Origin of the sequence: Paraburkholderia sp. GAS82, from assembly GCF_050436285.1 — a bacterium.
Lineage (GTDB): Bacteria > Pseudomonadota > Gammaproteobacteria > Burkholderiales > Burkholderiaceae > Paraburkholderia > Paraburkholderia phenazinium_B.
The window spans coordinates 1-21,517 of sequence record NZ_JBNDLX010000021.1 but is presented as its reverse complement, the minus strand read 5'-3'; the positions used below and the strand labels follow the sequence as shown (position 1 = coordinate 21,517).

At 58.7% G+C, this 21,517-nt stretch carries 18 protein-coding genes; 16 read left to right on the top strand and 2 right to left on the bottom strand.

Annotated elements, in window-relative coordinates; all coding sequences use genetic code 11:
• Positions 1-71 precede the first annotated feature (71 nt).
• The 3 genes from P3T17_RS37300 to panB all read left to right on the top strand — a co-directional run bounded on the left by P3T17_RS37300 (position 72) and on the right by panB (position 2,444).
• Positions 72-356 carry a DUF4148 domain-containing protein gene (locus tag P3T17_RS37300; RefSeq protein ID WP_074267562.1) on the top strand — a complete coding sequence of 95 codons (285 nt, stop codon included), beginning with the start codon at positions 72-74 and terminating at the stop codon, positions 354-356.
• A 402-nt stretch (positions 357-758) separates the two neighbouring features.
• Positions 759-1,502 carry an SDR family oxidoreductase gene (locus tag P3T17_RS37295; RefSeq protein ID WP_074267563.1) on the top strand — a complete coding sequence of 248 codons (744 nt, stop codon included), beginning with the start codon at positions 759-761 and terminating at the stop codon, positions 1,500-1,502.
• Positions 1,503-1,616: 114 nt separating this feature from the next.
• Complete coding sequence (panB, locus tag P3T17_RS37290; RefSeq protein WP_074267564.1) at positions 1,617-2,444, top strand: 3-methyl-2-oxobutanoate hydroxymethyltransferase; 828 nt, start codon at positions 1,617-1,619, stop codon at positions 2,442-2,444.
• A gap of 759 nt (positions 2,445-3,203) precedes the next feature.
• On the opposite strand, the gene P3T17_RS37285 is transcribed toward panB, so the two are convergent.
• Positions 3,204-4,154: a LysR family transcriptional regulator gene (locus P3T17_RS37285; protein WP_074267566.1), complete on the bottom strand. Its 951-nt coding sequence runs from the start codon at positions 4,152-4,154 to the stop codon at positions 3,204-3,206.
• A gap of 105 nt (positions 4,155-4,259) precedes the next feature.
• On the opposite strand from P3T17_RS37285, the gene P3T17_RS37280 reads away from it, so the two are divergent.
• From P3T17_RS37280 to P3T17_RS37220, 13 genes are all read left to right on the top strand, one after another.
• A complete protein-coding gene (locus P3T17_RS37280) occupies positions 4,260-5,279 on the top strand; it encodes a zinc-dependent alcohol dehydrogenase family protein (RefSeq protein ID WP_171991643.1) in 1,020 nt (339 codons plus the stop codon).
• A gap of 559 nt (positions 5,280-5,838) precedes the next feature.
• On the top strand, positions 5,839-6,672 hold the full coding sequence (locus P3T17_RS37275; protein ID WP_367117612.1) for an AraC family transcriptional regulator: 834 nt from the start codon (positions 5,839-5,841) through the stop codon (positions 6,670-6,672).
• Positions 6,673-7,149: 477 nt separating this feature from the next.
• Positions 7,150-8,760: an MFS transporter gene (locus tag P3T17_RS37270; RefSeq protein WP_074269327.1), complete on the top strand. Its 1,611-nt coding sequence runs from the start codon at positions 7,150-7,152 to the stop codon at positions 8,758-8,760.
• Between the two features lie 11 nt (positions 8,761-8,771).
• Positions 8,772-9,848, top strand: a complete 1,077-nt coding sequence (locus P3T17_RS37265) for an HlyD family secretion protein (RefSeq protein WP_074267567.1) — start codon at positions 8,772-8,774, stop codon at positions 9,846-9,848.
• Positions 9,848-11,449, top strand: a complete 1,602-nt coding sequence (locus P3T17_RS37260; RefSeq protein ID WP_083611635.1) for an efflux transporter outer membrane subunit — start codon at positions 9,848-9,850, stop codon at positions 11,447-11,449. The genes P3T17_RS37265 and P3T17_RS37260 overlap by 1 nt, the downstream gene beginning before the upstream one ends.
• 116 nt (positions 11,450-11,565) lie before the next feature.
• A complete protein-coding gene (locus tag P3T17_RS37255; RefSeq protein ID WP_074267569.1) occupies positions 11,566-12,021 on the top strand; it encodes a (2Fe-2S)-binding protein in 456 nt (151 codons plus the stop codon).
• A complete protein-coding gene (locus P3T17_RS37250; RefSeq protein WP_074267570.1) occupies positions 12,018-14,243 on the top strand; it encodes a xanthine dehydrogenase family protein molybdopterin-binding subunit in 2,226 nt (741 codons plus the stop codon). Before P3T17_RS37255 ends, P3T17_RS37250 begins: the two co-directional genes overlap by 4 nt.
• A gap of 12 nt (positions 14,244-14,255) precedes the next feature.
• Complete coding sequence (locus P3T17_RS37245) at positions 14,256-15,554, top strand: c-type cytochrome (RefSeq protein WP_074267571.1); 1,299 nt, start codon at positions 14,256-14,258, stop codon at positions 15,552-15,554.
• A gap of 772 nt (positions 15,555-16,326) precedes the next feature.
• Positions 16,327-16,752 carry a DUF1636 family protein gene (locus P3T17_RS37240; protein ID WP_167379439.1) on the top strand — a complete coding sequence of 142 codons (426 nt, stop codon included), beginning with the start codon at positions 16,327-16,329 and terminating at the stop codon, positions 16,750-16,752.
• Between the two features lie 67 nt (positions 16,753-16,819).
• Positions 16,820-17,569 carry an alpha/beta fold hydrolase gene (locus P3T17_RS37235; protein ID WP_429289449.1) on the top strand — a complete coding sequence of 250 codons (750 nt, stop codon included), beginning with the start codon at positions 16,820-16,822 and terminating at the stop codon, positions 17,567-17,569.
• A 155-nt stretch (positions 17,570-17,724) separates the two neighbouring features.
• On the top strand, positions 17,725-18,576 hold the full coding sequence (locus tag P3T17_RS37230; protein ID WP_074267575.1) for a fumarylacetoacetate hydrolase family protein: 852 nt from the start codon (positions 17,725-17,727) through the stop codon (positions 18,574-18,576).
• Positions 18,577-18,788: 212 nt separating this feature from the next.
• Positions 18,789-19,508: an SDR family oxidoreductase gene (locus tag P3T17_RS37225; RefSeq protein ID WP_074267576.1), complete on the top strand. Its 720-nt coding sequence runs from the start codon at positions 18,789-18,791 to the stop codon at positions 19,506-19,508.
• A 66-nt stretch (positions 19,509-19,574) separates the two neighbouring features.
• Entirely contained in the window at positions 19,575-20,264 is a 690-nt protein-coding gene (locus P3T17_RS37220; RefSeq protein WP_429289451.1) for an SDR family NAD(P)-dependent oxidoreductase, read from the top strand.
• Positions 20,265-20,680: 416 nt separating this feature from the next.
• On the opposite strand, the gene P3T17_RS37215 is transcribed toward P3T17_RS37220, so the two are convergent.
• Entirely contained in the window at positions 20,681-21,370 is a 690-nt protein-coding gene (locus P3T17_RS37215) for an SDR family NAD(P)-dependent oxidoreductase (RefSeq protein WP_074267578.1), read from the bottom strand.
• Positions 21,371-21,517: the final 147 nt, after the last annotated feature.

Here is a 21,517-nt window from a genome sequence, read left to right as displayed (position 1 = left end):
TCTAAAATATAAATGAAAGTCCATGAACAAAGGTGTTCGTGGCAAGACCGGAAATACGGAGCTAATTTATCGTGAAGTCCCTCATGCAAGCCATTGTCGTTGCCGGCGTATTCGCCATCCCGGTTGCCTCCTTTGCCCAATCAAATGGTCCGCTCACCCGGGCGCAGGTTCGCGCCGAGTTGGTTGAGCTCGAACAAACTGGTTGGCGCCCAGGCCAGGGTCGAACTACCTATCCGGCGGAAATTCAGGCTGCTGAAGCCAAGGTGGCTGAGAAACACCGTTCGGAAGGGATCGGCGGCGGCGATGTGTCCGGTTCGTCGGAATCAGGGCCGTCAGCAGTGTCGAAGTCCAACTAGGACGCGTCGTACCTTTACCCGTTGCGTTTCAATTCCGGACGCCCAGTGAGGATGCCAAAAGTGTTTGACCTGAGCATGTAGTCTGGGCGCGCAGTACCCCTGCGCGCATTCCATCCACCCAGTGTGAATGATCCACTGCTGCGATGGTCTATCAGCTACGAGGCGGAAAATGCGGTGAAGCTATCGGGTCCGAATTTACACTTTGCGTTGACATAGGGAAAATTATTTCTGTCGAATCGGATTGTCGGTGTCGCGGGCGATCGGTCGATTGGGTCGACGCGATTGTCGCTAAACAAGTACACTCTTTCGCAGCTGCGATAGGGTAGAGATCAGTTAAGGCGGTGCGTGCTGCCTTATGCTCTACGTCGTCGCGTGGTCTTTCTTTCTTACGAAACTTCGAGCATGGGAAACAATCAACTATCCAACGTCACCCTCCAGAAAAGCCGGGTCGTCGTAGCGGGCGGCACCTCGGGAATTGGCTTTGCTGTGGCCGAAGCTGCGGCGCAAGCCGGAGCCGAGGTCATCATCGCATCAAGCAACCGTGAACGCGTCGCAGCTGCAGTGGACCGACTGCCTCAAGGCGCTCGCGGAGAGTCGCTCGACTTTACCGACGAGGCACAGGTGAGCGCGTTTTTCACGCGCGTCGGCGCATTCGACCACCTTGTCTACACGGCCGGTGAAGCGCTGCTCCTGCAAAACCTTGCCGATGTCAGCATTAAGGCTGCGCAGCAGGCTTTCGAAGTGCGCTATTGGGGTGCGCTCAAGGCCGTTAAATACGGGGCTTCGCTGATTCGCGCGGGTGGCTCTATCACGCTCACAAGCGGAGTGGCGTCGTCGCGCCCGCTGCCTGCCTGGGCGATCCCGTCGAGCATTCTTGGCGCGATCGAGTCACTGACTCGCACCCTGGCGGTCGAGCTTGCGCCGCTGCGAGTCAACGCCGTAGCGCCCGGTGTCTTGCGCACGGCCTTGTGGGACAATATGAGTGAAGCTGATCGCAATGGTCTTTATGATCACATCGCCGAAAAGATGCCTGTGCGAAGGGTTGGAGAGGCAAGCGACGTTGCTCGAACGTATCTTTACCTGATACAACAGGGTTTTAGCACGGGCCAGGTCATTATTGTCGATGGTGGCCACGTGCTGGTCTAACGGACGACCACGTACCTCGATCGGGCGTTCTCGTCGACGAAGGCCCTCATCAGCGTCGCACCCGGCAGTCCCATTCCGGCGTTGAAAAAATTTTCTTTAACGACAACATTTTAAATGACCGGCTATCTTCAAGAGAGCAAAAGCGCCGTGCGCAAGGCGACCACAGCACCAGCGCTGATGGACATGAAATTAGCCGGTGAGAAGATTGCGATGCTGACCTGCTATGACGCAAGCTTTGCTTCGATGATGGACCGCTGTGGAATCGATATGCTGCTGATTGGCGACTCCTTGGGCAACGTGTTGCAAGGCCAAACCACAACCTTGCCAGTTACCCTCGAAGATGTTGCGTATCACACGGCGTGTGTGTCCCGCGGAAATCGATCTGCGCTGGTAGCCGCTGATATGCCGTTCGGCACCTACGGGACGCCCGAGTCTGCGTTTGAAGGCGCTGTGAGATTGATGCAGGCGGGCGCACAAATGATCAAACTCGAAGGTGGTGCCTGGTTGGTCGAAACCGTGAAATTTTTAACGGAACGCAGCATACCCGTGTGTGCCCACCTTGGGTTGACACCGCAATCGGTTCACCGTCTTGGTGGGTTCAAGGTTCAGGCAAAGAAAGCTGAGGATGTCGAACGATTGAAAGCGGATGCAGTAGCACTCCAGGAGGCGGGCGCATCGTTGATGCTCATTGAAGCGATTCCGGCGACGGTGGGCAAAGAACTGACTGACCTGCTTCAAATACCGACCATCGGAATCGGCGCTGGTCCAGACTGTTCCGGTCAGGTCCTTGTAATGCACGACATGTTGGGAATATTTCCCGGCAAGACCGCTCGCTTCGTGCGTAACTTTATGGATGGAATGCCGAGTATCGAAGCTGCTATCGGCGCCTATATCAAGGCTGTCAAGTCGAGAGAATTCCCTGCGCCCGAACACTGCTTTTAGTCCGCATTCGGGATATTGTCAGTCGTTCCGCCACCAGACGGCGGGGCATCAATCCCGCCGCCGTCGCAATCCATGTTGAGGTTAGGTAGGGGTCTGGACTATGAACTACTGCACATTCGGCGCATGCTCGTCGCGACCAAAGTTCGGCTGCGCACTGGCGCTGGTCCCAGTCAGCTAGGACTCGGTCGCTTACACATCGTGCGTACGGCGGAGACCAGCTTGAAACGGCTCGATCGTGTACCGCGGCCGGGCCTGCCGTATCCGCACTGGATGCAACGCTTCCACGACCGTGACCGTTCCCGGCAGGTGCCACGAACTTTAGTTGTGACCGACGTTTCAACTCGATCACTCAACGGACAATCCTTTGAACGTGAGAAATAGATTCCGTGCGGTAGTTCGCTTTATCGATTCTTGTGCCGCTTTCTTTGAAGACATCGCTTTGCTGGGCTGGGGTTGCGAGCGCCTCGACGGTTGCTCCGACTCAGACTGGATCAGTAACCGCAACATAAGACAGCCCCGTGTTGCTCATAGTCTCAGTGTTGCACGACATGTCCCGCTCGCTCGACGAGGTGAACGTCGGATTGGCAAACCAGCGTTTTTAAAAGGCATTCGCGCCACCCGGTGCCAAGGCAGTGAGCTGGGACGTCGTGATGCGAGATTGGCGAGATCATCGCATTCCGCTTGCCGGTCTTCGCGCTCGTGAAGTCAGGCGGCCGCACGTACAGTAGTACCAGGAATGCCTGAGCTTGTGCGTGCAGATCAAGGCGAGTATGCCGGATCGGCAAGCTTGTTTGCCGGCTGCAGGGACGGTGGAATGGCGTCCAGCAGTGTGTCTATCACTACACGCAACTTGTACGGCAGGTAGCGCGTCCGGGGCCAGATAGCGTGCAACGGGACCATTACCGACGAGGCTTCACCGAGGACGCCGACGAGCGCACCCGACTGCAAATGTTCGTTCACCAGCCAATACGGGACGTGTGCAAGCCCAGCGCCATCGACAGCAGCGGCAGCTATCGCCCCGATGTCATCAAATCCAATCCTGTGTGCAATTTCCGTTTCCACCTTACGTCCAGTGGCGTCCGTCAGTGGCCATGGGAATATCCGACCCCCACGCATATAGTTGATGCCTCGGTGCGCGGTGAGATCGGCAAGGTCACGTGGCGTTCCGTTGCTCTCGAGATAGGCCGGTGACGCACAAAGTATCATGCGCTGCTCGCCGAGCCGGCGCGCCACAATCGCATCGCTGTCGGCGAGGAGACCGCTGCGTATTGCGAGATCGATGCCGTCGTCGACGAAGTCGACCAGGCGATCAGTGAAGATCCCTTCAAGCTGGAGTCGCGGATAGCGCTTTGCCAGACTTAGCAAAACGGGCGTCACGTGCAAACGACCGAAAACTACCGGCGCGCTTACCCGTATCCGACCTACCGGCTCGTCGCGCCCTGCTTCGAGGATTTGCTGCGCGGCGTTCAGCTCCTCCAGCGCACGGGCACAACGCTCGTAGAAGACCTGGCCGTCGTCAGTCAGGCTCTGGCTGCGCGTTGTTCGCACGAAGAGTCGGGACCCCAGCCGTGCCTCAAGTCGGGCGATTGATTTGCCTACTGCAGAGCGGGTCAGCCTCAATCGTGCCGCTGCCTGCGCGAAGCTTCCCGCTTCTACTGCAGCCACGAAGGCGCTAATTCCGGCCAGCCGATCATGTGAAACAGGTTCCACTTATTGGTTCCATTTTATCTGCATACTGCCGATCAATATGATGCACTCTGTAGTCCACAGAATCGTTATTCTGCGGCTGTCATCATGTTAATACGGAAGAACACCATGCCGCTCTCGATGCAACGTTGGCAATTGCCTGCTTATGGTCGCACAAATCTGCAACTGGCCGAAGTCGCTGTACCGGTGCCCGGCCCTAGTCAGGTGCTGGTGAAGGTACAGGCAATCGCATTGAACTACCGTGATCTGCGGATCACCCACGATGGGATGGGCATGCCATTGCCGTTGCCCTTCGTGCCAGCTTCCGACATGAGCGGTGAGGTTGTCGTGGTGGGACCGGGCGTCACCAGCTTCGCGGTGGGCGACGCGGTGATCAACACTTTCTTCTCCGGCTGGGTCGATGGCGTCCAGCCACAAACTAGCGTGATGTTCGGCGCGCCAGGGCCAGGCATGTTGTCCGAGTATGTCGTGCTCAACGAGGACTCGCTCGTGCTTGCTCCGCGTTCGCTGGACCCGGCTCAGGCTAGCACATTAACCTGCGCCGGCCTGACCGCCTGGTTTTCGCTGACCGAGAGTGCATCGACTCGTCCAGGCGACACCGTGGTTGTGATCGGAACCGGTGGCGTCGCCCTGTTCGCAGTGCAGATTGCGGCAGCACAGGGGGCACGCGTAATCGTGATTTCCGGCGACGACGACAAGTTGGAACGCGTCAGGCATCTGGGCGCCGCCTATGGCATCAATCGCAAGCGGACGCCGAACTGGGCCGCAACGGTGCGTGAGATCACTGGAGGACGCGGGGCAGACCACGTTGTGGAGTTGGCCGGTGGAGATAACTTCGGCCAGTCGATGCTGTCATTGACACAAGCTGGCCGTATATCGGTTATCGGCATTCTGCAGGGAGACGAGCTGCGGACCTCCGTTTTCCCGCTGCTGCAGGCGCGCGCCACGGTGCAGGGCATTGGAGTCGGGCCGCGCCGCGCACTAGAAGACCTGGTGCGCGCGGTTGACTGGCAAGAACTGAAACCTGTGATCGAGAAAACGTATCGGTTCGACCAGCTCCCAGCCGCGCTGGACCACTTGGAGCGAGGCTCGTTCGGTAAGCTCGTAGTAACCGGCCCCGGGGTTTGAGCCGACAGGTGAACTGGTGAAGCGCTCGCTTCTTTCAACAAACTCTCTGGTGATGCCCCGCTGTTCTGCCTCGTAGGCGGTTGCGTAATTACGCCAATGGCCGGCGCGAGAAACGCGCTGTCGCGTTTCGCCTCGAGGCTTTGATCTCCATCTCCGTGTAGGAAAGCCGCCGGGCGAATTCCTGACGTCCAGCAAACATGTCACCCGAGATGTTCAAAGTGGCCGTCCAGTCGCAGTCGCTGGGCGGCCTTTAGTTTTTACAGGCTAGCACGCGTGGATCCTGAAAAAGTGGACTGTCTGATAAGCGAGTGCTGGCAGAGTCACGGGAGCGTGCGAAAAAACCACGAATTCCGGATAAGGCCCGCTCACGGGCTCGACTGTTTGATAACCGATAGGACGCTGCGATAAGCCTGAAATCGCCCCCAGACCTAGAATGCATTCACAGGATTCGGACATGCTCTCTATCAAAGCGTAAAGGAAGAGCTGGCCACGCAGGAGACGACCGTGATGCCGGTCCACTGCCTCGGCAGTTGCCGGACGCCGTGCGTCGTTGCAGTTGATGCGTGAAATTTTCGATTCCGGCGACCTGCTTAGGAACAGCTACACTTTTCGCACTATGGAAATCTTTCGAACCATTGAGGATTGCCAACAATCTCCCCGAGAAATTGCGGCCCTGGCAAGCGACTATCTGCACGGCTATTATTTTCCGCCGCACCGCCACCTACGTGCGCAACTGATTCATGCGCTTAGTGGTGTCATGACGGTCATAAGCGAGCACGGGAGTTGGGTCGTACCCGCGGGACGTGCCGTGTGGATGCCGACTGGATCGGACCATGCCGTGCGCTTTTTTGGCGACGTCAGCATGCGCACGGTTTTTGTCGCCCCTGATGCCCGTCCCGGTCTTCCAGATGCGTGCGAGGTCATCGAAGTGTCCCCGTTCCTACGCGAGGCAATCGTCGCCGCGACGCGCGTACCGCTGGACTACGAGCTTGGGGGTAGGGATCACCGGGTCATGGAGCTGATTCTCGATGAGCTCGAAGCAGCGCCGCGGCTGCAATTGCACGTGCCCATGCCTCGAGACCCGCGACTCATGTGCTTGTGCGAGCAACTGATCGCAAGCCCTTCCGGACCCGTGATACTCGCAGATCTGGCCGCCGGAATCAACGTCAGCGAGCGAACCCTCGCCCGAATGTTCCATCGCGAACTTGGGATGAGCTTCGGGCAGTGGCTGCGCCGCATGCGGCTGTTGCTAAGCCTGCCATGTCTCGCTGCGGGCGCCTCGGTGTTGCAGGTCGCGATGGAGCATGGCTATGACAGTCCGAGCGCCTTCACCGCGATGTTCCGGCGCACGCTCGGGATCGCACCAACCGCTTATTTGAGCGGGCGGAAATGAATGAATTGAGGTTGGCCGAAAGGTGGCCGGCAAGACGAAGCGACATTGAATTTTTGCTTCTATTCCCGATACCTCGAAGGGGTGCATGCAGGCAGGCACGCCGATGTCTTAGGGCGTTTATGTTCCGACGGCAGCGCATTAACAGGCTGGCCACCTCATCGCAGGCCGATGCGGGTTGTTGCTGGTGAAGTACCCGGCTGAAGCGGGAAAATCTCTTTCAGAGCAGTTGTCCGTATCGCGACGATGGTTGGCATCCCTTGACGGTACGGTCAAATCAGGAATTGCTAGAGTACACAAACTGTTCCAAACACACCGGGTGTAAACCATGCCGAGTTTCTGTACATATTTTCTCACCACGCGTAGGTCGCGGTCCCGATGGGTCTGCAGCGCCGCTGCAGCTATGACAGCGATCTGCCCTACAACTGCTCGCCTAAGCGTGCCTTTCACGCTTGCGTGTGCGTTTGCGGATTCATCAGTATGACAACTGTCGAACTTCTGGCGCCCCCCGTGCCAAGCCCGCAGATGCCGGTGGCTGCTGCCGCGCCTGCGCCACCGGCCCCCGCTGCGCCCACGCCACCCGCTTTCGGACTACGGCTTGCGATCGGACTGGTGGGCGTACTGCTCGCTTCGTTTACCGCGGGGTTGAACGAACACGTCACCGACGTGGCAATGATCGACGTGCGTGGCGCGCTGTCGATTGGCCACGACGAGGGAACCTGGCTGACCGCGCTCTTTGAGGCCACCAACGTCACCGCCATGGCCTTCGCGCCCTGGTGCTCAGTGACCTTCTCGCTGCGACGTTTCACCATCGGCGCGGTCCTCGCTTTCGCATTGTTGGGCTTCCTTTGCCCGTTCGCCACCAATGTTGGAACGCTCGCGGTCCTGAGGGCGCTGCAGGGGCTTGCCGGTGGATGCCTGCCGCCCATGCTGATGACGGCGGCGCTTCGGTACCTGCCGCCCAACGTCAGACTTTATGGGCTTGCCAGCTATGCGCTCACCGCGACGTTCGGACCCAACCTGGGTACGCCGTTAGCCGCCTTGTGGACCGAATACGTCGGCTGGCACATGGTGTTCTGGCAGGTAGTGCCGCTGGGCCTCATGAGCAGCGCGGCGATCGCCTATGGTCTGCCGCAGGATCCGCTGAGGCTGGAACGCTTTCGCACATTCAACTGGGTCGGCTTGCTCACCGGTTTTCCTGCCATCTCGATGATGGTGATCGGGCTTAACCAGGGCGACCGGCTGGATTGGTTCAATTCGCCGCTGATCTGCCTGTTGCTCGTTGGAGGGGGGCTGCTGTTCTGTATGTTCCTGTTGAACGAGTGGTCGCACCCGCTGCCTTTTTTCCAGTTGCGGTTGTTGGCTCGACGCAATTTCACCCATTCGCTGATTACGCTTGCTGGCGTATTGGTGATCCTGTTGGCGGTGTCTGTCATTCCAGCCGACTATCTCACCGAGGTGCGTGGGTATCGGCCGCTGCAGATTGCACCACTGGCGCTGGTCGTCGCCCTGCCGCAGCTTGTCGCGCTACCGCTCACGGCGGCGATCCTCAACATCGAACGTGTTGATTGCCGCTGGGTGCTGGGGATTGGACTGACCCTGATCGCGCTCTCTTGTGCCCTCGGCACCTTCATGACGTCGGACTGGGTGCGCGAGAACTTCTACCTGCTCCAGGCGCTTCTAACGGTCGGCGAACCGATGGCCGTGATTCCGCTGCTACTGCAAACGACTACCGGACTGCCGCCAACCGAGGGCCCGTTTGCGTCGGCCATGTTCAACATGGTGAAGGGCTTTGCCGGGGCGATCGGCATCGGGCTGGTGGAAGGGCTTGGCACCGCGCGTGAACACTACCATTCCACGATGCTCGTCGACCAGTTGGGCGGCGCACCTTTGATCGCCGGACAGGCCGCCGATCACGCGGGGACGTTTACGCAACTGGCCAGCAGGATCCATGAGCAGGCGATCGTACTAATGTCGGCGGACCTCTATCTCGTCATGGCGGTCTTTGCCGCCGCCCTTGTGCTGCTCATTCCCATCGTGCCTGTGCGTGTCCGTCCGCCCCGCGCGCCCACCCAGACAACTTCTCGCTGAACACATCGAAAATGTCACAATCTACCCGACCATCCAGAAAGCCCGTCCTGCTTGGGGCCTTGGCCCTCCTATTAGCCGGCTGCGGCTGGGGCGGCACAAAGCTGCTCTCCCAACAACCCGTCGCTGAGTCGACAAACGACGCCTATGTCACCGCCGATTACACGCTTGTTGCACCGCGTGTTGCTGGCCAGATTGCCGAGGTTCTGGTCGACGACAACCAGGTGGTGAAAGCGGGCCAGCTTCTGGCGCGTATCGATGACCGCGACTATCGCGCCGCCCTTGCCAGTGCGCAGGGTGACCTGAATGTAGCCGCGGCCACCGTGGGTGATTTTGACGCGAAGATTGCGCAGCATCCCGCAGTCGTCGCACAGGCGCAAGCGACCTTGCACTCCGACGAAGCCGCCATTGACTTCGCGCGCGCCAACGCCACGCGCTATCGCAATCTTTCCGCTGGCGGCGCCGGCACGATGGAGGAGCAGCAGCACGCCGTGACCACGCTCGATCAGCAACAGGCTGACCACGATCGCGACAGTGCTGCGCTGCAAGCTGCCCAGCAGGATCTTGATATTCTGCGTGCGGGGCGCACCAGAGCGCTCGGCGAGTTGGCGCGCGCCCAGGCCGCGCTCGATCAGGCGAAGCTTAACCTTTCCTATACGGAAATCCGCGCACCGATAGACGGTATGGTCGGCCAGCGCTCGATCCGAGTTGGCGCAATCGTTGCTGCGGGTACGCCGTTGCTGGCCGTGGTACCGCTGTCACAGGCTTATGTCGTCGCCAACTTTCAGGAAAACCAGCTTGACCATATGCACCCGCATCAGCCGGCTCGCATCACAGTGGACAGCTTTCCGGGTCTTGTCTTGACCGGCCATGTCGACAGCGTTGCGCCGGCGACGGGTATCGCGTTCGCGCCGGTCGCGCCAGACAACGCAACGGGCAACTTCACCAAAATCGTGCAACGCATGCCGGTGAAGATCATCCTCGATCCGGGTCAGCCGGGCGTAGCCCGGTTGCGCGTGGGCCTTTCGGTCGAGCCGACGGTCGATGTCGCAGCAAGTGACACATCAGTTAAAGAGGCGGGGACAAACTGATGGCACACTCCTTGTCTATTCGGCCCGTTCTGCTAGCTCTGCTGTCAGGTGCCATGCTTGCGGGTTGCACGCTCGGACCGAATTTTCAGCGGCCCAATGTTTCAGCACCCAATGATTTCACCCGTGCCAACCAGGCTGAGGCGCCGAGCCGACCCGTCGAGGCCACGCTCGCGCCCGAGTGGTGGTCCCTGCTGGGAGACTCGGACCTGGTGGCATTGGAGTCGCGGCTCGCGACCGACAATCTCGACGTCAAGGCCGCCTCGGTTCGCCTGCTGGAGAGCCGCGCCGGGTTACGCATTGCAGGCGCGGAACTGTATCCGACGTTAAGCGGTGCTGCGTCTTACGACCGGGAGCGGGCGAGCCCGAATGGCATCTTTTCGCTGCTGGGCACCACTCCCGCAGGAGTGCAGCCCGAATCCGCGAATGGAGAAACCGCATTCGGTGTTTCCAGCTTACCTGGCTCGAGCGGATCGCCGCCCTACAACCTATGGCAGTACGGCTTCGATGCGTCTTACGAGCTGGACCTGTGGGGCCATGCGCGGCGCGGCGTGGAAGCAGCCAACGCGGCAGTGCAGGCCTCGGCTGAGGAACGCCGCGCTGTCCTGCTCTCCGCGCAAGCCGAACTTGCCCGTGACTATATCGAGTTACGAGCTACACAGACCCTGCTTGACATCACGAACCAGAATCTCGCGCTCGCCAACTCTACCGTCAAGCTGACACGATTGCGCATGACCGAGGGCGCTACGACCCCCCTCGATGTTGCCAACGCATCGGCGCAGGTTGCGTCGATCGAAGCGCGGCTGCCGCCGCTGCAGGCGCGCCGCGACGCACTTATCAACGCACTCAGCTTCCTGCTCGGCGAACAACCCGGTGCACTCGCACAGATGTTGGGAGCCCCGCGCGACATTCCATCGCTCCCGGCTCGTGCGCCGATCGGCTTTCCGTCGGAACTGGTACGACGCCGCCCCGACATCCGGCGTGCGGAAGCACAGTTGCATGCTGCAACTGCCGAGATTGGCGTTGCCCAGGCTGACTTCTATCCGCAGATCTCGCTCACGGGTAGTCTTGGTTCGCAGTCGCTTCAGCTTTCGAGTCTGGGTGACTGGGCTTCGCATCAGTTCGTCTTTGGTCCTTCCATTTCGATGCCCATTTTCCAGGGCGGAAGACTCAGGGGCACGCTCCAGTTGCGCAAGGCCCAGCAACAGGAAGCAGCGATCGGCTTCCAGCGTACGGTCTTGCAGGCGTGGCATGAAGTGGATGACGCATTGTCCGCCTACGATGCCGAGCAGCGCCGCCGTGATAATTTGAAGGAGGTGGTGCAGCAGGACCAGCTCGCGCTTTCGGTCGCGCAGCAACGGTATCGTGAGGGTGCCATTGATTTCCTCAACGTGCTCGCCGTACAGAAAGACCTGCTGGCCGCTCAAAGCGAGCTGGCGCAGAGTCAGGCGGACGCTGCAGTCAATCTTGTGACCCTGTACAAGGCCCTCGGTGGTGGTTGGGAAACGGCTTTCCCGGAGGATGCTTCATCCACTGCGGAGCACACCGGGTCAACGCCGCTGAAAACCGTTAGTACGGCAACCGGCGCATCAGCTCCGCAATGACCGCTGAAGTTGTGCACTTCCATCCAGCCCATCGCTGACGCAAATCCGTAAGCAGGCTGGCTCTTGGTTCCCATCCTGTGGCTCCCGCTTTCGTTTGAACAAACTTTGGAGAAGCAATGGTGTTCCTGCATGTCAATGGTACGGGCTACGAGCTGGATGTTCCAGGTGATATGCCGCTGCTTTGGGTGCTGAGAGACGTGATTGGTCTCACCGGAACCAAGTTCGGTTGTGGCATTGCCCAGTGCGGCGCGTGTACGGTTTATCTGGACGGCGACGTTGGCCGCGCTTGTGTGACCCCGGTGGCCACTCTGGCAAACCGCAAGGTCACCACCATCGAAGCCGTGGCCAACTCGCCTGTCGGGAAGCGGGTGCAACAGGCATGGCTTGACATTGATGTAGTGCAATGCGGTTATTGCCAGTCGGGACAGGTCATGTCAGCGGCCGCACTGCTTGGCCGCACCCCGAAACCGACGGACGCGGACATTGATGTTGCAATGGCAGGAAACATCTGTCGTTGTGGGACATACGAGCGGATTCGAGCAGCCATTCACCTGGCAGCGGAGGCGGCGTGATCGACGAGAACGGGGTCGAGTACAGCCGGCGTGCGTTTCTGAGGATTGGCGGCGGTGTTGGTTTAACCGTAGGCGGAATGCTCCTGTTTGGCGTTAGTTTGCCGGTAATTGCGGCTCCAGTATTGAGAGCGGGCAATCCGCTAGTTGATTCTTCCGATCTCACTGATACGCAGAGCGATTTCGTCCCGAATGTGTTTGTCCGTATTGCACGGGATGGACGTATCAGGCTGGTCATGCCTAAGGTGGAAATGGGGCAAGGTGTTTATACATCAATTCCGATGCTGATTGCTGAGGAACTCGAAGTATCTCTCGACAATGTCGAAATCGAGACCTCGCCTCCGGTTTCCGAGCTTTATACCGATCCGCTGCTAGGTGCGCAGATTACGGGGGGATCGAATTCAATACGCTATGCGTGGGAACCCCTGCGACGCGCGGGGGCCGCCGCACGAGTTTTGTTAATTCAGGCAGCGGCCAGTCAGTGGAAGGTGCCCCCTGAGAGCTGTCATGCTGAGAATGCGCGGGTCATTCATGGACCGACCGGCCGCACGCTGGAGTACCGGCAACTGGTTGAGATGGCTATGAGTTTGCCGATCCCGAAAGACCTCGCCAAGACCGTTACGCTGAAGGATCCGCGGCGGTTCCGCCTTATTGGCAGGCCAGTGAAACGCCTTGACTCCCCAGAGAAAGTTAATGGAAGCGCGGTATTTGGTATCGACGTCCGGGTTCCGGGGATGCTTTACGCGGTTTCTATTACAAGTCCGGTGGCCGGAGGTAAGGTCAAAGCGGTTGATGACCGGTTTGCCCGAAAAATCCCGGGTGTACGCCAGGTCGTTACGCTCGAACGCACTGTCGCGGTCGTCGGCGATCATACCTGGGCAGCAAAGCGAGGTCTCGAAGCCTTGGTGATCGAATGGGATGACGGCCCGAACGCGTCGCTCGATACACAGATACTGCAGCGGGATCTGCAAACGGCGGCATTGAGAAGCGGGGTCGTGTCGCGGCAGGTCGGTGATGTGGAGGAAGCGTTCGCCAAACACACCCTGCATTATGAGGCCGAGTACGGTCAGCCGTTCCTCGCACATGCTCCCATGGAGCCACTAAACTGCACAGTTCATGTCAGGCCGGACGGCTGTGACATATGGACCGGAACGCAAGTGCCGGTTTGGGCAGTGGACGCCGGCGTGAATTATACGGGCTTGCCGCGGGAGCGAATCGTCCTCCATAACCGGCTCCTTGGTGGGGGCTTTGGCCGGCGCAGCGAAGTGGACATTGTCATCCAGGCTTTGCAGATCGGGAAGCATGTGAATGCACCGCTCAAGCTTACGTGGATGCGGGAGGAAGACATTCGTCAATGTACGCTTCGGCCCATGTACCACGACAAGATCGCGGCTAGTCTCGACGAACACGGTTGGCCCGTAGGCTGGCGGCACACTGTGGCCGGCTCATCTGTACTTGCGCGTTTTCAGCCGACGTACTTCAAAGGCGGTCTTGACCGGGACGCCGTTGCCGTCGCTTCCGATCTGCCTTATGCGATACCCAATCAAAGGATCGAGTATGTCAGACAGGAGCCGCGTGGAATCGTCACCGGCTTCTGGCGTGGCGTAGGACCGGTACGAGGAACCTTTGTCGTTGAAAGTTTTATCGACGAACTGGCAGCGCGGGCAAAGACCGATCCCGTCGCTTATCGTCGGGCGCTGCTGTCGCCTACACCGCGTGCGCTTCATGTTCTCGATGTCGTCGCTCGTGAGGCGGGATGGGACCAACCCCTTGATGCCGGCGCCGGACGTGGGGTGGCAGTGATGCATGCGTTTGGCAGCTTTCTGTCTGCGGTCGTCGAAGCAGACGTTCGGAATAGCGAAGTCCACGTGCGGCGGGTAGTGATCGCTGTAGATTGCGGGCATGTAATCAATCCGGATACAGTCGACGCGCAGATTCGGGGAGGCGTGATTTTCGCCATCACTGCAGCGCTATATGGAGGCATCACAATCGATCGAGGTCGAGTCGTGCAAGGCAACTTCAATGACTATCGCATCTTGCGTATCCATGAAACACCTCGCATCGAAGTTCACGTAGTGCAGAGCAACGAATCGCCGGGCGGAATAGGTGAAGCAGGGTGTGCGGTTCTGGCGCCAGCCCTTATAAACGCCATCTTTTCAGCGACCGGCAAGCGCCTGCGTCACTTGTCAGTAGGAAACCAGCTGGCCGACGGCAACTTCGCTTGAGGACAATCGGTAATGAATGTTTCTACGTTCCGTGGCGTTTGCGCGTCAATACTTTCACTCCTCGCATTCACTGCAAGCGCTCAAAGTCAGGATCCCAATTATCAACTGGTCGAACGAGGAGAATATCTTTCCCGGGTCGGAAACTGCGCAGCCTGTCATACCGCGCCCGGCGGTGCTCCGCTGGCAGGTGGCTTACCGATGGCTTTGCCGATGGGCAGGATTTTCTCCACGAACATCACGCCAGATCCGGTGACCGGTATCGGCAAGTATACCGAACAAGACTTCTCCCGAGCACTCCGTGAAGGTGTGGCGAAGGATGGCCACAACCTCTATCCGGCGATGCCGTACACATCCTTTGCGAAGGTGAACGACGCGGATGTGCATGCACTATATGTATATTTCATGCATGGGGTGCGTCCGGCACAGAAGAACAATCGGCAACCGGACATCAGTCCGCTGCTCGCCATTCGCTGGCCGATAAAGATCTGGAACGCAATCTTTCTGGACTCAAAGGTCTATGAGCCTGTGTCGGGTCGGGATGCGCGGTGGAATCGCGGAGCTTATCTAGTCCAAGGTCTGGGGCATTGCGGAGCATGCCACACCGCGCGCGGTGTGGCTCATCAGGAGCTTGCACTTGACGGCTCGCGGGCGGGATTTCTCGGCGGTGCGTTAATCGACAACTGGTACGCATCCGATCTGACCGGAGACTCGAATACGGGACTAGGACAATGGACCGAGGAGGAAGTTTCGGAATTTCTTAAGAGAGGATCAAACCGGCACGCCACCAGCTTTGGCTCAATGGTTGAAGTCATCAATCAAAGTACGCAGGGTATGACTGATGCCGATGTGGCTGCGATGGCGCATTACCTGAAGTCATTGCCCCCAGCTCGTGATTCGGCGGAAGGGAGGGCCGTATACATTTCACAATCTGCGTTCGCATCCCCCACTTCTGATAGAACACCGGTACAAAGCGGGAAGGGCTTGTATGCGATCTATTGTCTGCAATGCCATGGCGCCGACGGGAAGGGAGTGGCGCCACTGATTGCGCCTCTTCAGCGCAACCCGAATCTGCTCGAAACCGATGCGTCGTCATTGATCAACGTCTCACTGAACGGGACGGGCAGGGTGGTGATCCAGGGTGTCCCGGCGGCGTACCCGATGCCGTCCTTTGGCGCAGTCATGAGCGATCATGACATTGCGGAGGTGTTGACTTACATCCGTGGCAGTTGGGGTAACCACGCGGATGCCGTAGGCGAAAGGAGCGTCGCATTAATGCGCAACCGAACGAAATCTGCTGCAGAGCAAGAGTAAGGCTCGTGTCCCAGGATCAATTTCGGAACGGTCGGTATCCAGTTGTATTGCTGTGCACCCAGAGCGCTCACCCTGGCTCTCGTAAACATGGACTCTTTGATAATTGTCAGGACACTGCGATAAGCCCGAAGTCGTACCCAGACCTAGAATAGATTCACAGGATTCGCTTGCGAAAGCTATCTGATCCATTCCACTTAATTTTTAGCCTTTTCCGCGCAGGAGTATTGGTGTGAAAACTATTCTTTCGGCTCTTGGCCTTGCCTCTCTTCTGATAGTCGGAGCTGCCGCTCATGCGGATTCGGTGTCCGGTTCCGCTCAGAATCAGAACACGCCCACCCAGTCACCGGCCAGCTTGGATCAAGGCGGTACAGAGGCCGGGGCAACCGCTTACGGTAGTCCGAATAGGGGGCTAACCCGTCAGGAAGTGCGTGAACAATTGATTCAGGCCCAGAACGATGGGCAGCTGAAAGCGTTGAATGCTGCGCTCTATAGTCGGCCCTAAACAATTCGTTCCGCACCCGGCCAGCGTCACGCAATGCCGTCGGGGCAATCGTCGGACCGAAGTGCCCGGGCGGCACCGCGACCTTCAACACTGGTGAAATCAACGTCAAGTCAACCTCGGCGCGGATACGCGACTAGACGATCCGATAAGCGTGCGATTGAACACACACCTAGAATTCATCCACAGAATTTGCAGTTTCTGGTTGTCCGAACAAGGTTCAGAAAAAGAGGGGTAGTTCTTTCCTCGAAATAGATGAAGTCAGGAGACAGCGTGGCGCTTACCGTGCACGAGAGCCTAGTACCACTCGATGCCGTCAACCCGGATATGAACGGGTGCGACCAATCGAGTACCGTCGCAATCTGCCGTACCTGCCCGAGGGACAGGCCGCACAGCGGTGAGCAGGGACTGGCTCTCTATAACGAAATAAAGGAAAGGCTGACCAGCCAGGGTATGACCGTGATGCTGGTCCACTGCCTCGGCAGTTGCCGGACGCCGTGCGCTGTTGCGCTTGATGCGCCGGCGAAGCCACGGGTACGGCTGTCCGGCCTGAAGGACGTCAATGCGCTGGATCTGATCGATGCAGCACTTGGGTACCGGCAGGCGGCATCGGATGACGTGAGCGTCATGACGCTTCCGGCGATGCTGCAGCAACACGTAACTGCGATTTCACCGAAACGGAAACGAAGCGCAGCATAAAAGAGCGGTGCGATCGACGCACCACATCACCTTCATTTCATCAACCCACTACATTCAGGAATGACATATGAAACTCAAATACGATGACGTAGGAGCAGGTACGCCAGTCGTGCTCGTGCACGGACTCGGCGGCACGGGTAACGTTTTCGGAGCGCAGGTTGCGGCACTCTCGCCCAGCTTTCGGGTTGTGGTCCCGGATATCCGTGGCTGCGGCCGCAGCGACAAGGCACCGATTTCCATCGATGCGCTGGTCGCCGATGTCGTGGAGCTGATCGACGGTGCGGGTTTTGAAAGTGTCCATCTGGTCGGGCATTCGCTGGGCACCGTCATCGTGCAGCGTCTGGCTCTCGAGCATCCGCAGATGGTGCGCAGCATTGCGTTGATCGGGCCGATCCAGGCAGCGCCGGAGGCAGCGAAAACGGCGATCCGCGATCGTGCGGAGCAGGCCAGGAAGGTTGGTCTGGCAGGCATTGCCGACGCGACCGTGAAGGGCGGCACGTCGCCTGAGACCAAGCGGGATCATCCGGAGCTGGCGGCTTTCGTGCGGGAGCTTGTGATGCGACAGGATCCCGAAATGTACGCGCAAACCTGCGAGATGATTGTCGGCCTCGAACCGGCGGCAATCGAGAAGCTGCGGATTCCGGCGCTGGTTGTGACGGGCGATCAGGATGCAACGTCGCCGCCTGCGACTGCGAAGGGCATTGCCGACAAGATTCCGGGCTCGAAGTATGTCGAACTGGCGCAATGCGGTCACTGGACGCCCATCGAAAAGGCAGCAGCCGTGAACGAATTGCTGCTCCAGTTCCTGACGAAATAAAAGGCGCAAGCCATGCTGCGGTGTCGTGCTGAGGTGAAGACGTGCAGGAGCCCGACACCGCAGTCGGAGATGTCAATTTCTCTGAAATCTCTGATCGTGCCTGGGTCTTCGCGCCAACAGGCAGGACATTGGATCACTCCTTCCAGTAGGAAGATATGAAGCTAGTACGCTTTGGTCATACAGGTGCCGAGAAGCCAGGTATCGTCGGGTCGGACGGGGTCGTCCGCGATCTGTCCGCACACGTATCAGACATTGATCCGCAACTGATCGGGTCGGACTCGCTACAGGGCCTCGATTCAAGGGAAATCGACGCCTTACCAGCAGCGCCCGCTGGTTCCCGGCTTGGTTGTCCCATCGGAAATATCGGCAAGGTGGTCGGAATCGGACTGAACTATCGCGAGCACGCGAAAGAAGCGGGCGCCGAGATTCCAAAGGAGCCAATCATCTTCCTTAAGGCGAATACGGCCATCACAGGTCCGTTCGACGACGTCGTTCTTCCGGAAAACTCGACGAAATCGGATTGGGAGGTGGAACTCGGCGTTGTGATAGGGCGCCGTGCGAGAAATGTTTCAGAGGCCGTGGCGCTCGATCATGTCTTTGGATACGTCATTGTGAATGACGTATCGGAGCGTGAGCATCAGCTCGAGCGAGGCGGTCAGTGGACCAAAGGCAAGAGTCATGACACGTTTTGCCCTATCGGCCCCTGGCTGGTAACTCGGGACGAAGTGGGCAACGAGCAGGCGCTGGATCTGTGGTGTGAAGTGAACGGTGGGCGAGTGCAGCATAGCAATACAGCAGACATGATTTTCTCTGTCGCGCAGTGTGTCAGCTATGTCAGCAAATTTATGACTCTGCTTCCGGGTGACGTGATCATAACGGGAACGCCACAAGGCGTCGGCCTTGGCTTCACGCCGCCGCGTTACCTCGACGGTGGATACACCATGCGCCTTGGCATCGCGGGTCTCGGCGAACAGTGCCAGTCGGTCAAGCGTTATGGGCGTGGGTAAGACATCATCGAGTGTGCAGTAAGATCGCTTGGGATTACGGAGGATCATCGTCGTCCGGTTGGAACCTTTGAGCCGCTGACTCCGCAGATTCGAATGCGGGCTTAGGACGTGCAGAACGCTCTTTGGTACTGTATTTGCTGGACGTCTGGCCCACACTGACGGCAATGATTCAGAAATGAAACTGGGGTTTTTGCATCGTATTGGAGGAAGTTATGTCGCTTAAAGGTAAACGGATTGTCATTCTCGGCGGATCGTCGGGAATGGGTTTCGCTACGGCGAAGGCTGCGGCAGACGAAGGTGCACTTGTCGTCATTGCGTCTAGCAGCCAGGAGAGGGTAGCGAAGGCGCAGCAGCAACTGCCGCCGAGTGCGGAAGGTCATGTGCTCAACCTGCAGGATGAGGCTAGCATCAAGTCGTTCTTCGAGAAGATAGGAGCGTACGACCATCTGGTGTATACGGCCGGCAATCCTTTGCTAATGGCTGATCAGAAGGACTTGAGCTTCAAGGATGCGCAGGCATTTTTCGGAGTCCGCTACTGGGGTGTTTTCCTGGCCACGAAGTACGGTGCGGGCCAGATTCGTGAGGGGGGCTCGATCGTCCTTTCCTCCGGGATGGCAGCGCGCCGCCCCCGTAAGGGCTCGTCCGTGGTGTCGAGCGTCTGCGGCGCGATTGAAGCGCTTGCGCGTGCGCTTTCGGTGGAACTTGCGCCGCTGCGGGTCAATGTGGTTTGCCCTGGAACGGTCAAGACCAGCCTTTGGGATAGCTTCCCTGAGGCTGTCCGTAAGGCGACATTTCAACGCGCTGAAGAAAACCTTCTCGTCAAGCATGCCGCTGAAGCACATGAGGTGGCCGAAGCTTACCTCTATCTGATGCGAGGTAGCTTTACGACGGGCCAAGTTGTAGTCGCCGATGGCGGGGCATCGGTGGCCTGATATCCGAGCCGCATGTCCAGACAACCGGCGAAAAAACTCGCACCAGACTAAAGCAGGAAAATTGGAATGACAGTTAGGAAAAATGTTCTCGTCGTAGGTGCCTCGCGTGGGCTCGGTCTTGCTCTTGCGGAGGAATACTGCGGCCGGGGCTGGCATGTAATTGCGACGTCGCGGGGCAGGTCCGCCGGACTTGCAAGCCTGCTTGAGCGCTATCCGGAATCGCTTGAGCTTGAGACCGTGGATATCGTGGACCTGGCCTCGGTGAGAACACTGCGCACTCGACTCGAGGGGCGCAAGCTCAATACGCTCTTCGTCAACGCTGGCATCGCCAAGGCGAATGAATTGACCTCGGTCGAGGTGGATGAGAAGGACTTCTTCGACATGATGTTGACGAACACGCTCAGTCCAATGCGTGTCATCGAGGTATTTCGTGACATTGTCGCGGAGAATGGCGTGATGGCAGCGATGTCGTCCGAGATCGCCAGCATTACAAATAGTATCGGGTTCTGGGAGCTATACAGTTCGAGCAAGGCAGCGCTGAATATGCTGATGAAGGCGTTCTCGACACGCCATCCGGACGATTCGCGCGCACTTCTCCTGGTCGCTCCAGGCTGGGTCCGCACTGAAATGGGCGGACCGGAGGCAACCTTCGAGATTTCGGAGAGCATCCCGCTCGTGGTCGACGTGGTCGAGCGCAACGCAGGCGTGTCGGGACTTCGCTATACCGACCGTTTTGGCGAAATCCTGCCGTGGTGAGAAAGACGCACGGCGCGACAATTTTCGCGGTCGATTGGTGTGAACGCCACACGTCGATCGATGAGCGCGTCGTCTACGCAAAACCGGTGGGCTATCAGCCGTGGGGTTGGTAGCCTATCGCGACGGCACTCTTTGTCGATGACATCGGGCAGGGCAATGGCCGATGCCGCGACATTGCTCGACTGCCGCATACGGCGTCCACCCGGTGGTGAGCCGTCCTACGCCACCGAAACGAAGGGACAGCCTTCCAGACAAGCGTCCTGGCGCTCAACTCCGCGGTCGACGCAGCCCGCGTAGGCGAACAGGGCGTGGATTTGCCTTCGGTCTTTTTTCTTTTTATGTCCACGTCCATTTGATCGCCTCGGGAATTCAGACGGGCTATCGACCGCGGAAGATTTCCGCGCCTTCCGTCGTTCTCACCACGGCAGGATTTCACCAAAACGGTCGGTATAGCGAAGTCCCGGCACGCCTGCGTTGCGCTCGACCACGTCGACCACGAGCGGGATGCTCTCCGAAATCTCGAAGGTTGCCTCCGGTCCGCCCATTTCAGTGCGGACCCAGCCTGGAGCGACCAGGAGAAGTGCGCGCGAATCGTCCGGATGGCGTGTCGAGAACGCCTTCATCAGCATATTCAGCGCTGCCTTGCTCGAACTGTATAGCTCCCAGAACCCGAAGCTGTTGGTAATGCTGCCGATCTCGGACGACATCGCTGCCATCACGCCATTCTCCGCGACAATGTCCCGAAATACCTCGATGACTCGCATTGGGCTAAGCGCGTTCGTCAACATCATGTCGAGAAAGTCTTTCTCTTCCACCTGGACCGTCGTCAATACATTCGCCTTGGCGATGCCGGCGTTGACGAAGAGCGTATTGAGCTTGCGCCCCTCGAGTCGAGTGCGCAGGGTTCTCACCGAGGCCAGGTCCACGATATCCACGGTCTCAAGCTCAAGCGATTCCGGATAGCGCTCAAGCAGGCTTGCAAGTCCGGCGGACTTGCTCCGCGACGTCGCAATTACATGCCAGCCCCGGCCGCAGTATTCCTCCGCAAGAGCAAGACCGAGCCCACGCGAGGCACCTACGACGAGAACACTTTTTTTAACTGTCATTTAAATTCTCCTGCTTTAAATAGGCTTCAGATACACAGTAACAATTCGGTCCCTACATGCCGGGTGTCGGGATGAGCCGCTTGTAGTAGACCCCGTCCTTCATCACGACCTTGATGTTGTCGCGGTCCTGGAGAAGCTTGATGTTCT